Origin of the sequence: Streptomyces incanus (assembly GCF_042656345.1) — a bacterium.
Taxonomy (GTDB): domain Bacteria; phylum Actinomycetota; class Actinomycetes; order Streptomycetales; family Streptomycetaceae; genus Streptomyces; species Streptomyces incanus.
Window position 1 is genome coordinate 56,406 of record NZ_JBHSPC010000023.1, and the last position, 14,597, is coordinate 71,002.

At 73.4% G+C, this 14,597-nt stretch carries 12 protein-coding genes; 10 read left to right on the forward strand and 2 right to left on the reverse strand.

The genetic code is table 11. From position 1 onward, the window contains the following. Positions 1-10: 10 nt before the first annotated feature. A complete protein-coding gene (locus ACFP2V_RS09355; protein WP_381208333.1) occupies positions 11-289 on the reverse strand; it encodes a hypothetical protein in 279 nt (92 codons plus the stop codon). A 541-nt stretch (positions 290-830) separates the two neighbouring features. Here ACFP2V_RS09355 and ACFP2V_RS09360 point away from each other — a divergent pair. The 8 genes from ACFP2V_RS09360 to ACFP2V_RS09395 are packed head-to-tail and all read left to right on the forward strand — an operon-like array spanning position 831 to position 10,409. Then, positions 831-1,928, forward strand: coding sequence for a DUF3344 domain-containing protein (locus ACFP2V_RS09360; protein WP_381208336.1), 1,098 nt, complete (start codon positions 831-833; stop codon positions 1,926-1,928). 50 nt (positions 1,929-1,978) lie between these two features. Further along, on the forward strand, positions 1,979-3,271 hold the full coding sequence (locus ACFP2V_RS09365; protein ID WP_381208339.1) for a glycosyltransferase: 1,293 nt from the start codon (positions 1,979-1,981) through the stop codon (positions 3,269-3,271). Then, a complete protein-coding gene (locus tag ACFP2V_RS09370) occupies positions 3,268-4,695 on the forward strand; it encodes an exopolysaccharide biosynthesis polyprenyl glycosylphosphotransferase (RefSeq protein WP_381208342.1) in 1,428 nt (475 codons plus the stop codon). The genes ACFP2V_RS09365 and ACFP2V_RS09370 overlap by 4 nt, the downstream gene beginning before the upstream one ends. Before the next feature lie 5 nt (positions 4,696-4,700). Beyond that, entirely contained in the window at positions 4,701-6,080 is a 1,380-nt protein-coding gene (locus tag ACFP2V_RS09375) for an O-antigen ligase family protein (protein ID WP_381208345.1), read from the forward strand. After that, a complete protein-coding gene (murJ, locus tag ACFP2V_RS09380) occupies positions 6,077-7,831 on the forward strand; it encodes a murein biosynthesis integral membrane protein MurJ (RefSeq protein WP_381208348.1) in 1,755 nt (584 codons plus the stop codon). The genes ACFP2V_RS09375 and murJ overlap by 4 nt, the downstream gene beginning before the upstream one ends. Further along, entirely contained in the window at positions 7,815-8,597 is a 783-nt protein-coding gene (locus tag ACFP2V_RS09385) for a polysaccharide deacetylase family protein (protein WP_381208351.1), read from the forward strand. Before murJ ends, ACFP2V_RS09385 begins: the two co-directional genes overlap by 17 nt. Before the next feature lies 1 nt (position 8,598). Beyond that, entirely contained in the window at positions 8,599-9,756 is a 1,158-nt protein-coding gene (locus tag ACFP2V_RS09390) for a glycosyltransferase (protein WP_381208354.1), read from the forward strand. Next, positions 9,753-10,409, forward strand: a complete 657-nt coding sequence (locus ACFP2V_RS09395; RefSeq protein WP_381208357.1) for a YveK family protein — start codon at positions 9,753-9,755, stop codon at positions 10,407-10,409. The genes ACFP2V_RS09390 and ACFP2V_RS09395 overlap by 4 nt, the downstream gene beginning before the upstream one ends. A 47-nt stretch (positions 10,410-10,456) precedes the next feature. Here the strand turns inward: ACFP2V_RS09395 and ACFP2V_RS09400 are convergent, their stop codons facing one another. After that, on the reverse strand, positions 10,457-11,704 hold the full coding sequence (locus tag ACFP2V_RS09400) for a glycoside hydrolase family 26 protein (RefSeq protein ID WP_381208360.1): 1,248 nt from the start codon (positions 11,702-11,704) through the stop codon (positions 10,457-10,459). Between the two features lie 196 nt (positions 11,705-11,900). On the opposite strand from ACFP2V_RS09400, the gene ACFP2V_RS09405 reads away from it, so the two are divergent. Both ACFP2V_RS09405 and ACFP2V_RS09410 read left to right on the forward strand, forming a co-directional pair. Beyond that, positions 11,901-13,154: a carboxylate--amine ligase gene (locus tag ACFP2V_RS09405; protein ID WP_381208363.1), complete on the forward strand. Its 1,254-nt coding sequence runs from the start codon at positions 11,901-11,903 to the stop codon at positions 13,152-13,154. 2 nt (positions 13,155-13,156) lie between these two features. Beyond that, entirely contained in the window at positions 13,157-14,425 is a 1,269-nt protein-coding gene (locus ACFP2V_RS09410; RefSeq protein ID WP_381208403.1) for an NAD(P)-binding domain-containing protein, read from the forward strand. Positions 14,426-14,597 lie beyond the last annotated feature (172 nt).

Consider the following 14,597-nt stretch of genomic DNA (forward strand, 5'->3'; position numbering starts at 1 on the left):
ATGGCGTGCCTCAGGCGTGCAACCCCAGATCGCCGTGCACCGGCTTGGCCTGGTCCATCACGGCGGCCGCCTCCTCGGCGGTGCCGAACACCGAGTTGCTCCGGTTCTCGGTGTCGCTCGAATCGTCGTGCAGCGGCATCAGCTCGAAGGGGACCGCGGTGCGCGTGTTCAGGCCGGTGTCGAGGCCGGTGGACGCCAGATCGATGTCCTGGGCGTACGCGGGCGCGGCCATGCCGGCAGCGATCAGGGAACCGGCAAGGACGGCGGCAGCCTTCAGGGACTTCATCATGTTCCTTTCTTCGGCAACGCGGGTCGCCGGAGGGGGCTTTGTTTCACCGTGCCTAACGATCCCCGGCCGGTGCGGAAACCGGGGGACCACGGATTGACGAGTCGTCATATGAGATCAAACGGGCGGCGGTACCACCGGCGCCGGCGGAACGGTGATCGCGGATGGCGGGGTTCCCGGCCCGCACGAGCGGCGCGCCAAGCCTTCGGCGTCCCCTTTTCACCCGTGCGGCCCTGCCCTGCCCGATGAGGCGGCGGGGCGGAACTGCAGGGGGCCGCCCCGCGGAGGGCCGAATTCACGATTCCAACACACTTGTCGGCGTTGATTGAGTTTCAGCAAATTTGTCCGGCTGGTGGCTAGAGTTGCGCCGACGCACCCCCAGAAGCGGACGCATCGCACTCGTCCTGCTGCCTGCTCCACCCCGGCGGTCCTGCTCGTCGTCGCCGTCCTCGGGCGAGGCTCCGGCATCGGCGGCACTGCCGGCCGCGGACGTCGTCTTCACCCATCCGGTCACCGCCACCCGTTCCGAAAGGCTTCGACGGTCATGCGCCAATCCCCGGGCCAGTTGCTTCGCCCTGCCACGGTGAGCGTCCTCGCTCTTGTCGCGATGTGGGCACCCTGCGGCTCCCCGGCCGCCGCGCCGGCCGCGCCGCCCGCGCCGGAAGCGAGCAGTCTCGCGTTCGAGCAGCGGTATCACGCGCTTCAGCACGGCGGCATCGTGCGCGCGGCCAACTCCTCCGCCACCTGCCGCACGAGCCGGGCGTCTTCGTGCGCGGACGTGCAGGCGGGCGCGCAGGCGGTGAACGGCGACTTCGACATGTTCTACGTCGACGTCGACCGCGACCCGAACACCTACAACTCCTCCCGCGCGGAGGTCCGCCTGCCCTCCGGCTCGCGGGTGACGTACGCGCGCCTGTACTGGGGCGGCAACCTGCGCGTGGGCGAACAGAAGCCGGCGGAGGACAACGGGCGGGTACTGATCGCCGAACCCGGCGGGTCGTACAAGGAACTCATCGCGGACACCGTCGTCGGACACGACGTGGCGGACGGCGCGGACGCCTTCCAGGCCTCGGCGGACGTGACCGGGCTGGTGCGGGACAACGGGCCGGGTCCGTACACCGTGGCACAGGTCAACGTGGCCTCCGGCCGGTCGGCGGCCGGCGCATGGGGCGGCTGGACCCTGGTGGTGGCGTACGAGAACCCGGCGGAGCCGCTGCGGTACCTCTCGCTCTGGGACGGCTTCGCGCCGCTGCAGTCCCGCACGGGACCCGAGGTCCGGCTCAGCGGCCTGGACCTCGCCGCGGGCGCGGAGGGCCAGGTGGGGCTGGTGGCGTACAACGGCGACCGCGGCACCACGGGCGACTCGCTCACCGTGACCACCGGCACACCCGCTTCCACCGCGACGCTCGCCGACTCCGCCAACCCCGCCGACGACGTCCTGAACTCCACCATCAGCGGGCCCCCCGGGGCTGCCCCCGCGCGGGTGCCGGCGTATTCCAACACCCTCGGCTACGACTCCGACGTGTTCACCATCGGACGCGGCCTGCTGCACGCCGGCGACCGGATGAGTTTCCGGCTCTCGTCCCAGCGGGACGCGGCCTGGGCCGGCGTGCTCTTCACCGCCGTCGAAGTCCAGCGATGAACACGCCACCCCCCGCCCCGAGCGCCGCCACGAGCGAGGAATCCGTACACATGAGCCTGCCCCCCTCGGACCGCCGGCCGCGGGTACTGCATCTCACCCAGCCGGTGGACGGCGGGGTCGCGCGCGTGGTGACGGACCTGGTCCGGACGCAGGTGGCGGACGGTCTGGACGTCACCGCGGTCTGCCCCGACAGCACACTCGCCCTCCACCTGCGGGCGCTCGGCGCGCAGGTACGGAACTGGCCGTCGACGCGCTCGCCCGGCCCGTCGCTCGTGCGGGAGGTACGGCACCTCGCGCGGTTGATCGACGAGGTGCGCCCCGACCTGGTGCACGCGCACAGCGCGAAGGCCGGGCTCGCCGGGCGGCTCGCGGTACGCGGGCGGATTCCCACGGTCTTCCAGCCGCACGCCTGGTCGTTCGAGGCGGTGGGCGGGGTCACCGCGGCGCTCGCGCTCGGGTGGGAGCGATGGGGGGCACGCTGGGCCACACGGATGGTGTGCGTGAGCGAGGCGGAACGGACTACCGGCATGCACGCCGGGATCACCGGACGGTGGACCGTCGTCCCCAACGGCATCGATCCCGAGCGCTTCTGCCCGGCCGGCGCCGGCACCGTGCGGGCCGGACTCGCCCCGCTCGCCGCCCTCCACCCCGCGGCACCGCTCGTGGTCTGTGTGGGTCGGCTCTGCCGGCAGAAGGGGCAGGACGTCCTGCTGCGGGCGTGGGACGCCGTCGTGCGGCGGGTGCCCGCCGCACGCCTCGTCCTGGTCGGCGACGGGCCGGACCACGGCCTGCTGCGCGCACAGGCCCCGACGTCCGTGCTGTTCGCGGGAGCCGTCACCGACACCTCGCTCTGGTACCAGGCCGCCGATCTCGTCGTCCTGCCGTCCCGCTGGGAGGGCATGGCCCTTGCCCCGCTGGAGGCGATGGCCTGCGGGCGTCCCGTGGTGGTCACGGACGTCGACGGCGCCCGCGAGAGCCTGCCGCCGTCCTTCGCCCCCCGTTGTCTGGTACCGCCGGAAAACCCGAAGGCTCTGGCCGAGGCCCTCTCCGGGCTGCTGCTCGACCCGCCGCTGCGTGAGTCGCTCGGCGACCTGGGCCGTCGGCACGTGCTGTCCGTCCACGACGTACGGCACACCGCCGAGCAGGTCGCCGACGTCTACCGCGACCTGCTCGGCACCTGGCCCTCCAGCGGGAGGGCACGCCCGTCCCGGGCCGTCGAGCGTGGTGAGGCCCCCGGCGCCGAACAGGAGCAGCCGCTCGAGGCGGGCTGCTGTGCCGAAGCGGCGAACCGGACCGCGCAGCCCGTCGAGCCCACCAAGTACAGGGAGACCATCCGCTCGTGACCGCCGAACCCACCGTGTCCTCCCCCGCCGTACCGCCGCGGGACCACGGCTCCTCGCCCGTCTCCGTCATGCCGCCGCGCGGCACCCCCAGCGGTCTGCGACGGCCCGTCCCGCAGCCTTCGGCGCGGCCTGCTTCGCCCGTACCGCTGCTCCTCGCAGATGTTGCCGCGGCCCTGTTGGGCACGCTGGCACTGTCCGGCACCCGGCGACATTCCCTGCTCGCCGCCCTGTTGATCGCCGCGTCGCTGCTGCTGCGCCCCCGCGGCGGCCGGCCGCCGGGGTCGGGAGTGCTGGAGGAACTGCCCGCCGTGTGCGGCCGTGTCGCAGTGGCCTGGCTGGCGCTCGCGGCGCTCTGGGCGGCGTACCGGCCGGAGCACGCGTTGTCCGCCGGCACCGTGCTGACGGGCCTCGTCCTGCAGTCGGCGGCCGGCGGTGCGCTGCGCGCGGCCGTGCACGGGCGGCGGCGCGCCGCACTGCGGCGCCACCCGCACGCGGCGCTCGTCGTCGGCCCGGCGGCGACCGCGCAGCGCGTGGCCGCCGCCTTGCTGCGCCACCCGCGGTGCGGTGTGCGGCCGGTGGGAGTCGTCGCCGAGCAGCCGGACGGCATCGAGGGCCTGCCGGTGCTGCGCACCGGTGAGGAGGTCGAGCGGGCGGTCATCCAGAACGGGGTGCGGGCCGTGCTGGCCGTTCACTCCTCGGTACCCGCCGGACAGGACCCGCTGCTGCGCGCACTGGCCGATTCGGGCTGCGGGGTCTGGGAGGTCGACGCCGATTCCCCGCCGCACCCGGCGAAGGAACGGCTGGCCGGTTTCGCGTGCCGGCGCCTGGACCTGTCACCGGTGCGCCGCGGCGGTGCGGGCAAGCGCATGCTCGACATCCTCGTGTCGGGGACGCTGCTGCTGCTGGCCGGTCCGCTGCTGCTGGTGTGCGCGCTGACGCTGCGGCTCAGCGACGGGCCGGGCGTGGTGTTCCGGCAGGAGCGCATCGGCAAGGACGGAAAGCCGTTCACGCTGCTGAAGTTCCGTACGCACCGACCGGTCGACGCGCACGAGTCGGCGACCCGGTGGAGCGTGGCCGACGAGAACGAGATGCGCCGGTTCTGCCGCATGCTGCGGCGCACCTCGCTCGACGAACTGCTCCAGCTGTGGAACGTGCTCCGCGGCGACATGAGCCTGGTCGGGCCGCGCCCCGAACGCCCCTACTTCGTCTCCCAGTTCAGTCGGACCTACCCGGATTACGCGGCCCGCCACCGGATGCGGACCGGCATCACCGGCCTCGCCCAGGTCCACGGGCTGCGCGGCGACACCTCGATCGAGGACCGCTGCCGGTTCGACAACGCCTACATCGACGACTGGTCGCTGTGGCAGGACATCTGCATCCTGCTGCGCACCGCGGTCACGCTGGTCCGTCCGACGGGGAGCTGACCGACGTGAGCCTTGCTCCCGCACCGCTCCCGCACCGGGCCGCCGGGCTGGTGCCGATGCTGCCCCTGGTGGCGTTGCCCGCCCTGCTGGCCCTGCCTCTGACGTACGACGGAGCGGGGCCCGCGGACGTGGTCTCCGGGCTGGTGGTGGTGTACTGCGTGATCCGCCTGCTGCGCGAGCGGCGGCGTCCGCTGTCGCCCACCGCGGCCGTGGTGCTGGGCCTGCCGGTCGTGGGGCTCGCGCTCGCCGCGATGGGGGCGTCCTCGCCGGAGGCCGGGTTCACCGGCCTGGGCCGCTATCTGCAGGTCTTCGTGCTCGTCCCGGTGGCCGTGCTGATCCTGGTCCGTGACCGCACCGACTTCCGGGTGCTGGCCTGGTCGCTCGTGGGACTCGCGCTGTGGCAGGGAGCCGTCGGCGTGCACCAGTACGTCACCGGGACCGGCGCCTCCTACCAGGGCGAGGACGTCCGGGCGGTCGGCACCTTCGGCGCCCATGACGTGATGGGCATGGCGACGGCGGTCTCCCTCGGCCTGGTGTGCGCGGTCGGGATCGCGCTGGGCCGGGCAGCCGTATGGCAGCGGGTGACGGCCACCGGATGCGCCGTGCTCCTGCTGCTGCCGCTCGCCCTCTCCTTCAGCCGGGGTGCCTGGATCGCGACCGCCCTGACGTGCGCCGTGCAGTTGGTCCTGACCGGGCTGCGGCGCACGTTGAAGGTGGCCCTGGCCGTGGCCGCCGCGGGCATGATCCTGACCGGCGGGTTCGGCATCGGCACGACCCAGTTGCAGGAACGGATCGACAGCATCGCGCAGGTCGGCGACGCCCCCGACCAGTCGGTCGTGGACCGGTACGCCCTGTGGGCGTCCGCCGGTGACATGTGGCGCGAGCAGCCGCTGACGGGCGTGGGTCTGAAGGGCTTTCCCGAGTACCGCGACGGGCACGCCCCCCTGGCGCTGTCCTCGGGCAGTGACATCAAGGGCGCGGGGACGGAGTACCGGAAGCAGGAGCTGCTCTCGCCGCACAACATGTACCTGTTGGTGCTGAGCGAGCAGGGCCTGATCGGGCTGCTCGCCCTCGCCGGCGGCTGGCTGGCGCTGCTGGTGGGCGGGGGGCGGAGGCTGCTGCGCGTGCGCGTCCGCGGACGCGCACGCGGCGACGGACCGGAACCCGGCCGTGGACCGGGACTCGACTGTGGGCTCGTCGCCTGTGGGCTGCTGCTCTGGCTGCTGACCGACTTCGTGTACGGCGACATCGGCGGCCCCTCGACGATGCTGATCGCCCTGAGCCTGGGGCTCGCGGCGTGGTGGGCGCTGGCCGGCGGCGAACATGAGGACGCCGTGCCGCGGGGCACGGTCCCGGAGCGTGTCGAGGGGGCCGCGGCGCGATGACGGTGGTGCCCTCGCAGAGCCCCGTTCCCGACACCGACCCCGACCCCGACGGGGACACCGTCGGGGCGGCGGCCGTGCCCGCGGCGCGTGCCGTCACGCCCGCCGGGCACGGTACCGGTCCGGCTTCGGCTTCGGCCTCGGCCTCGGCCTCGGCTTCGGCTTCGGCTTCGGCTTCCGGGAAGTTCCTCGCCCGTGCCGCGCTCGTCACGGCGTCGCTGTCCATCGCCGGCTCCCTGCTCGGCCTGGTGCGCGACCAGTCGCTGGCGCGGCTGTTCGGCGCCGGCAGCGACACGGACGCCTTCCTGGTCGCGTGGACCGTGCCGGAGATCGGCGCCACGCTGCTGATCGAGGACGGGCTGGCGATCGCGCTGATCCCGGCGTTCAGCATGGCGCTGGCCCGACGTGCCCGGGGCGAACCGGGCGACCCGGTCCGCGCCCTGGTCGCCGCCACGCTGCCCCGGTTGTGCCTCGCCTTCGCCGCGACGGCCGCCCTGGTCGCCGCCGCGGCCCCTTTCCTGGTCCAGGTCCTCGCGCCGGGCCTGCCCGACCCCCGGCCGGCCGTCGACTGCACCCGGCTCACGGCGATCAGCCTGCTGGCCTTCGGGATCGCCGGCTACTGCAGCGCCGCCCTGCGGGCACACCGCTGCTTCGTCGCGCCCGGGGCGATCTACGTCGCGTACAACACCGGCATCATCGCCGCGATGTTCCTGCTCGGCCGCACGTGGGGCGTGCGCGCCGCGGCGGCCGGGGTCGCGGTGGGCGGCTGTCTGATGGTGCTGGTGCAACTGCCGTCGCTGTGGCGGCAGCTGGCGTCCCGCACGCCGGCCGTCGAGGCGACGGCCGGCGACGCGCAGGAGCGACCGGTACGGCTCGCCCTGATCGCCGCCGTCCTCCTCTTCGCGCTGTGCCGCCAGTCACAGGTCCTCGTCGAACGCTTCCTCGCCTCCTCCCTGCCCTCCGGGGCCATCTCCCACCTGAACTACGCGCAGAAGGTCGCCCAGATCCCGATGACCCTGTCGCTGATGGTGTGCACCGTCACCTTCCCCGTGGTGGCGCGGGCGCTGGCGGACGGGGACACCGACCGCGCACGCGATCGCGTGGAGCGGGATCTGGTGTTGTCCTCCTGTGTGGTGCTGACGGGCATGGGCGCGGTGATCGCCTGCGCCCCGCAGATGATCGAACTGCTCTTCCAGCGCGGTGCGTTCACCGCGAGCGACACCGTGGCGACCTCGGACGTCATGCGCGTGTACGCCCTCGGGCTGCTGGGGCAGACCCTGGTGGGGACGCTGGTCCGCTCGTACTTCTCGGCGGGCCGGCCCAGCTGGTATCCCCTCGCGGTGATGGTCGCGGGCATCACCGCCACGTCGGTGATCGGCGCCGTTGCCGTGCGCCCCTGGGGGGTGGCGGGGATCGCCGCCGCCAACGCGTTCGGCATCACCGTCACGGCCGCCCTGCTGCTGACCGGCCTGCGAGCGTCCCGGCGCGGCAGCCCCCACGGTTTTTCCCTCCGGCTCCGGCCGGTCCTGGCCGAGTTGAGCAGGCCCGTGCTCGCCGCGGCCGTCGCCACCGCCGCCGGGGCGTTCGCCGCGAGCCGGTTCGCGTCCCCGGTGGCGGGTCTCGCGGCCGGCGTTCTGAGCGTGACCGGCGTCTTCGCCGCGCTCTCCCTGGCCCTGGGCGTCCAGGGCTCCGCATCCGCAGTGCGCTCCGTACGCACCGTCACACGAAGGCTCACTCATGGCCGCTTCCGTTGATTCCGTCGACTCCGCCGGTTCCTTCGACACCGGCAGACTCCCCGCCGCGCCCCCGGGCCCCGTCCCGTGGGTGGCGATGTACCACTCGGTGGACGACTGCTCGGACGATCCGTACCGCATCACGGTCACGCCCGAGAGGCTCGGGGGGCAGCTGGCCTGGCTGCGCCGGCGGGGGCTGCGGGGCGTGTCCGTGGCCGACCTGCTCGCGGCCCGCGCCCAGGGCGACGGACGGCACCTGGTCGGACTGACGTTCGACGACGGGTACGCCGACTTCGTCACCCATGCCCTTCCGTTGCTGCGCCGCTGGGGCTGCGGCGCCACGCTCTTCGTCCTGCCCGGCCGGCTCGGCGGCGACAACGCCTGGGACCCACTCGGCCCGCGCAAGCCGCTGCTGACCGCGGCCGGCATCCGGTACGCGGCGGCCGAGGGCGTGGAGATCGGCTCGCACGGGCTGACCCACATCGATCTCACCCGGGCGGACGACCTCGCTCTCAAGGCCGAGGTGACCGAAAGCCGCGAGCGGCTGGCGGAGTTGACCGGCGCCCGGGTCGACGGCTTCTGCTACCCGTACGGCACGGTCGACGCCCGCGCCGTACGGGCCGTGCGGGAGGCGGGCTACGCCTACGCCTGCGCCATCGACCCCGGCCCGCTGACCGGCCCGCACGCCCTGCCGCGCGTGCACATCGGCCAGAACGACACGGCGTGGCGCCTGCGTCTCAAGTACCGGCTGCACCGGCTGCGCCGGCGTCCGGTGGAGGGCGTGTGAGATGAGGGCTCTGCACATCATCACCGGCCTCGGTGTCGGCGGGGCCGAGCAGCAGTTGCGTCTGCTGCTGCGTCATCTTCCCGTCGACTGCGACGTCGTGACGCTCACCAACCCCGGTGCGGTCGCCGAGGGCCTCACCGCCGACGGTGTCCGCGTCGTGCATCTCGGCATGGGCGGCAACCGTGACGTGACCGCGCTCCCGCGGCTGGTCCGGATGATCCGCTCGGGCGGCTACGACCTGGTGCACACGCACCTGTACCGGGCCTGCGTCTACGGCCGGCCCGCCGCGCGTCTCGCCGGGGTCCGCGCGGTCGTCGCCACCGAACACTCCCTGGGCGACTCGCAGATGGAGGGTCGCAAGCTGACGGCGGGGGTGCGCGCGCTGTACGTCTCCAGCGAGCGGCTCGGTTCGGCGACGGTCGCCGTGTCCTCTGCGGTGGCCGAACGCCTGAAGCGCTGGGGCGTGCCCGCTCCCCGCATCGAGGTCGTCCCGAACGGCATCGACCTGGAACGCTTCCGTTTCGAGGCGGAGCGGCGCGTGCACACCCGCCGCCGTCTCGGCCTGCCGGAGGGCGCTTTCGTCGTGGGCGGCGTCGGCCGGCTCACCCCCGGGAAGCGGTTCGACGTCCTCGTGCACGCGCTCGCCCGGCTCCCGGACGACCACTGGCTGCTGCTGGTGGGCGGCGGCCCCGAGGAGCACGCCCTGCGCCGCACCGCCCGCGAGGCCGAGGTGGCCGACCGGGTCCTGTTCACCGGCGAGCGTCCCTACGCCGCGGACGGCTCCCCGGGCCCCGACCTGCCGTCGCTCACCTCGGCGATGGACCTGCTGGCGTCCCCGTCCCTGGAGGAGGCCTTCGGCCTGGCGGTCGTGGAGGCGCTGGCGTCGGGCCTGCCCGTGGTCTACGCCTCCTGCCCGGCGATCGAGGACCTGCCACCGCCGGCCGCGGCCGGCGTCCGGCGCGTGCGGGGCGGCCCCGAGGCGTACGCGCGGGCGATCGCCGAGGTCCGGGCGGCGGGCCCCCGGCCACGCACCGCCTCAGAGGTCGCGCACCGCTACAGCATCACCCGCAGCACCGACCGTCTTATGGACGTGTACACGGCAGCTGTTTCCCGTTCGTCGTCGTCCCTCTCCTCTTCTCTGGGAGCAAGCTCCTCATGACCGACACTTCGACCCGCCGGCTCCGTCTGTTCCTGGCCCGTGCCAGGAGGTTGCCGGCCTGGTCCGTGATCGCGGCCGGCACCCTCGTGGGCTGCCTGTCCGGCGGCGCTTACGGCCTGCTCACCTCCACGACGTACACGGCCACCAGCTACGTCGTCGCCGTGCCGACCGCGAAGTCCACCCCGGAATCCGCCCGCGGTTTCGCGCAGGCGTACGGACGGGTGGCCACGCAGCTCGCGGTGCTCGGGAACGCGCAGGTGTGGGCGGGCGTGCCGGTGCGGACCCTGCAGGACAGCGTGCGCACGGCGACCTCGCCGGACGCGCCGATGGTCGCCGTCTCGGCCACCTCCTCACGTCCCGACCTCGCCGTCGACATGGCCAACGCGGTCTCCCGCGCGCTGACGCGGCACGCGGAGGAGGCCGAAAGCAGCACCCAGGTCCGGCTCGTGCAGTTCTCGCGTGCGGTGAAGCCGAGCGAACCGACGTCCGGCTCACCGGCGTTGACCGCTCTGGTGGGGGCGAGCGCGGGCGGGCTGCTGGGCGGTCTGACCCTGCTGGCCCGGCCGCGGCGGACCGGCGGGGACGACGTCCCCGTCCTCGCCGCCTCGGTGCCCAACCCCGCCACCGCCGCCGATGCGCGCGGACAGCGGTGACGACGGTGAACCCGGCCGGGCCGGCGACCGCTACGGCGGGTGCGCGCTCACCAGTCGAAGCGGAGGCAGAACTTCCCGCCGAGCCAGAACTCCACCCTGCTGCCCAGATCCAGCGGCGAGCAGCCCTCCCGGGGCGGCGGTGCGGTGGGGACGAGCGGCACGGGCGGCACGGGGGTGAACACCGGGGGCACCTCGACGTTGCGGCCGAAAAGGACGGACCGGTAGACGCGGGACGAGGCCGGGTTCCGGTCGCACCGCCACACACCGTGCGGGCAGTAGTCGCTCAGCGTGTTGTACAGCGGCTTGTGCTTGTCCATCCAGGCGAGCATGCGCCGCATGTAATCGGGATTGTCGCCGTTACGGAAAATCCCCCATTCGGGATAGGAGACGGGTTTGCCATGGGCTTTCGCGAAATCCACGTGTGCCCGAAGTCCGTAGGGTTCCTCGACCTGTTCACCGAAGAGCATGCCGGCCGGCTGGTCGTAGGAGTCCATCCCGATGATGTCGACCGTGCCGTCCCCCGGGTAGCACTGCGTCCAGGGAACGGCGTCCCGGCCGCGGCTCGGCGTGAAGTCGAACCGGAATTTCTGGCCCGGCACCGCACGCATGGTGGTGACGATCCTGTTCCAGTACGTCTTCCAGGACTCCGGATCCGGTCCGCACCGATGGGTGTAGGTGACGCCGTTCATCTCCCAGCCGAGCACGAGGATCGCGTCCGGCACCTTGAGCCGGACCAGCCGTTCGGCCAGCGCGCGGAAGTGGTGGTCGAACTCCCCGGCCGCGCCCCGCCGCAACAGCTCCCGGACCTCGTGGTCCGGGACACCCCCCTCGTTGCCCTCCTGCAGAGGCACGTTGAGGACGAGCATCCGGTCGTCCTTCTCGTTGCGCCAGCGCGCCCACGACTCGAGGAAGTGGACGTCGCCCTCGATGTCGCTCCAGTGGTTGCCGGGCAGGTAGGTATGGCCGACACGGAGTTCGGCGCCGCCCAGCCAGCGGCTGAACTGCTCCATCCGGGCCATGCCCCGCTCGTCGGAACCGAGGAAGGCGCCGAAGGGCGGGCCTTTCTTGCCCAGCACCGGCACGGCCGGAACCGGGACCGGCGGTACGGGGGCGGGCCGCTGTACGAGGCCCGGGAAAGCGGCCGCGGACGCCGTCGGGTCCGGCGCCGGAACGCGAGGATCGCCGGTGCCCCCCACCCCCGCCGCGGAACCGGACAGCAGGGCGGCCGACACGGCCATCGCCACCGCGCCCACGACCAGTCCGCGGACCCGGACACGTTCGTGCTGTGGGGCCATTCCTGCTCCTGTCTTCGCTCTCGTTTCCGGCCTTTTGAACTTCTGAGCTTCTGACCTTCTTCCTCTGGGCTCATTATTGACGAACAGTCACCCGAAAGTCAGTCACAGGAATTCCCATGGTGCCACCGCCACTGCGGCTTTCGATTGCCATGCTCGCCCGTGCGGGTGAGCGAACTCAAAAAGAAAGAGATGATTCGTGCCGCTGCTCGACACCCGTGTCCCCGCCGTGATTCTGCGGGTCGACCGAAATCCCTTCCACCACGGAACGCTGGGGGCCGTGCGTTCGCTGGGCAGGGCGGGAGTGGAGGTGCATGTCGTCGCCGACGAGTCCCGAAGCCCCGTGCGCAGCTCACGCTATGTACACCGGCTGCACACCCCGCCGCTGCCCGGAGCGTCCACGGACGACATCCTCGCCGTGCTGCGCCGTGTCGCCGAGCGGATCGCGCGTCCTGCCGTTCTGGTCCCGATGGACGACGCGAGCGCGATCGCCGCGGGACGCCTGCGGGACGCTCTCGCCCCTTCCTACCTGCTGCCGGCGATGCCGGGCACGCTGCCCGAACGCGTCGCCGACAAGGCGGAACTGGCTGCCGTGTGCGCGTCCGCGGACATTCCGCACCCAAGGACGCTCATCCCCGACAGCCCGGAGCGGGCCGCCGCCGACGCGACGCGGCTCGGTCTGCCGGTGGTGGCGAAGTGGAGCCGGCCCTGGCTGCTGCCGGCCGGCAGCGGGCTGCGCAGCACGCTGCTGGTGCGCTCCGCGCAGCAGGCCCGGGAGCTGTATCTGCGCAGCGAGGAGGCGGGCAGCCCGCTCCTGCTGCAGGCGTATCTGCCGCCGGGCCCGAGCCGGGACTGGTTCTTCCACGGCTACGCCGACCACTCGGGTGCCGTGCGCGCCGGCGGACCGGGCGTCAAGCGGCTGGCCTGGCCGCGGGGAGCGGGGCTGACCGCGGTGGGCAGCTGGGTGCCCAACCCGCAGGTGCGGGCCCTGGCCGAGCGGCTCACCGGCGAACTGGGCTACCGCGGCGTCTTCGACCTCGACTTCCGCCGCTGCGGCACGCCGGGCCGTTACCACCTGCTCGACTTCAACCCGCGCCCCGGCGCCCAGTTCCGGCTCTTCGAGGACAGGGCCGGACTGGACGTCGTACGCGCCCTGCACCTGGACCTGACGGGCCGTCCGCTGCCGGACGGGGACCCGGTGGCCGGGCGGGCTTTCGTGGTGGAGAACTACGCGCCGCTCACCGTGCTGCGTGCGGCACCGGCCGGACGTGAACTGGCCTGGTACGCCCCGGACGACCGGGGTCCCGGACGGGCGATGTGGTCCTTGTGGGCCCGTCATGTGTCCGGCCGGCTGCGGGAGCGGCTGGGCGGCGGCGTGGCGGTGCCGGCGCCCCCCGTGATCCCCCGGGCGACCTCCCCCTCCCTGACCGACAACGAGAAAGCGAGCAGCTGATGATGTACGACCTCCTGGTGGTCGGCGCCGGTCCGTACGGCCTGTCGATCGCGTCCCACGCCGCGGCCGCCGGGCTGCGCCTGCGCGTGTTCGGCCGGCCCATGGCGTCCTGGCGGGACCACATGCCCGGCGGCATGTTCCTGAAGTCGGAGCCCTGGGCGTCCAACCTCTCGGATCCGGGCAGGCGGTGGAGCCTGGCCGCGTACTGCGAGGAGCAGGGGCTGACGGCACGTCACGCCGAGCCGATTCCGGTGGAGGAGTTCGCGTCGTACGGCCTGTGGTTCGCCCGTCACGCCGTGCCTGAGGTGGACGAGCGGATGGTGACCCAGGTGTCGTCAGGTCCTGACGGCTTCACGGTGGTGACCGCGGACGGGGAGACGCTGCAGGCGCGGACGGTGGCGCTGGCGGTCGGAGTGATGCCGTTCATCGAGGTCCCGGCGGCCCTGCGCGGGCTGCACCCGTCACTGGTGACGCACAGCAGCCACCACAGCAGCCTCGACCAGTTCCGCGGCAAGGACGTCACGGTGATCGGCGGCGGCCAGGCAGCCCTGGAGACCGCGGCGCTGCTCGCCGAACAGGGCACGCGGGTAAGGGTGCTGGCGCGGGCGGAGCGGCTGGTGTGGAACGATGTGCCGCCGCCCTGGGAGCGCCCCTGGTGGCAGTCGGTCCGCTCCCCGCACAGCGGCCTCGGCCCCGGCTGGCGGAACTGGTTCTACTCGGAGCGTCCCGGCCTCTTCCGGCGGCTGCCGCAGCCGACCCGGGCCCGCATCGCGGGGACGGCACTGGGTCCGGCGGGGGCGTGGTGGGTGCGGGACCGGGTGGAGCGCGCGGTGGATCTGATGCCGGGCCACAAAATCACCGCGGCCTGTGCGGTGCCGGGCGGGGTACGGCTGGACACGGTGAACCGCGAGGGCACCGCGGGCGCCCTGGAGACCGAGCACGTCATCGCGGCCACGGGGTTCCGGGCCCAGCGCGACCGGCTCGGCATGCTCTCCGCCGAACTGCGTGGGGCGCTGGCGGTCCTGCCCGACGGCTCCCCGGCGACCGGGCGCGGCTTCGAGTCGTCCCATCCCGGCCTGTTCTTCGCGGGCCTGGCGACCGCCTCCGGTTTTGGTCCGGCCATGCGCTTCGTCCACGGCGCGACCTTCACGGCGCCCACCCTCGTCCAGGGGGTGCGCCGACGGCTCAGGGCGACTCCGCCGCGCGGGGCGACGGTTCCCGTCCCCTCGAGTAGCAGCCGAACCGAGTCTCCGGCGCCGGTGAGCGGCTGACACGGCGTCCCTCGGGACCCTTCCGGGCCGCTGACGGCGGACCAGCCGTCAGCGGCCCGTCCCGTCCCCTGCCGCGGCCCGTCCCGTCCCGGACCGTCCCGTCCAGCACGATGCCCCCGGACCGGTCCGGGCCACCTCGAAGAGAGGCCCGGACCGGCCCGGGGGCGTGCGC

Excerpts from the sequence above, each read along its gene's own strand:
- ACFP2V_RS09395 (WP_381208357.1), top strand. The coding sequence starts at position 9,753 with ATGACCGACACTTCGACCCGCCGGCTCCGTCTGTTCCTGGCCCGTGCC.
- ACFP2V_RS09365 (WP_381208339.1), top strand. The coding sequence starts at position 1,979 with ATGAGCCTGCCCCCCTCGGACCGCCGGCCGCGGGTACTGCATCTCACC.
- murJ (WP_381208348.1), top strand. The coding sequence starts at position 6,077 with ATGACGGTGGTGCCCTCGCAGAGCCCCGTTCCCGACACCGACCCCGAC.
- ACFP2V_RS09390 (WP_381208354.1), top strand. The coding sequence starts at position 8,599 with ATGAGGGCTCTGCACATCATCACCGGCCTCGGTGTCGGCGGGGCCGAG.
- ACFP2V_RS09410 (WP_381208403.1), top strand. The coding sequence starts at position 13,157 with ATGTACGACCTCCTGGTGGTCGGCGCCGGTCCGTACGGCCTGTCGATC.
- ACFP2V_RS09400 (WP_381208360.1), bottom strand. The coding sequence starts at position 11,704 with ATGGCCCCACAGCACGAACGTGTCCGGGTCCGCGGACTGGTCGTGGGC.
- ACFP2V_RS09385 (WP_381208351.1), top strand. The coding sequence starts at position 7,815 with ATGGCCGCTTCCGTTGATTCCGTCGACTCCGCCGGTTCCTTCGACACC.
- ACFP2V_RS09360 (WP_381208336.1), top strand. The coding sequence starts at position 831 with ATGCGCCAATCCCCGGGCCAGTTGCTTCGCCCTGCCACGGTGAGCGTC.
- ACFP2V_RS09355 (WP_381208333.1), bottom strand. The coding sequence starts at position 289 with ATGATGAAGTCCCTGAAGGCTGCCGCCGTCCTTGCCGGTTCCCTGATC.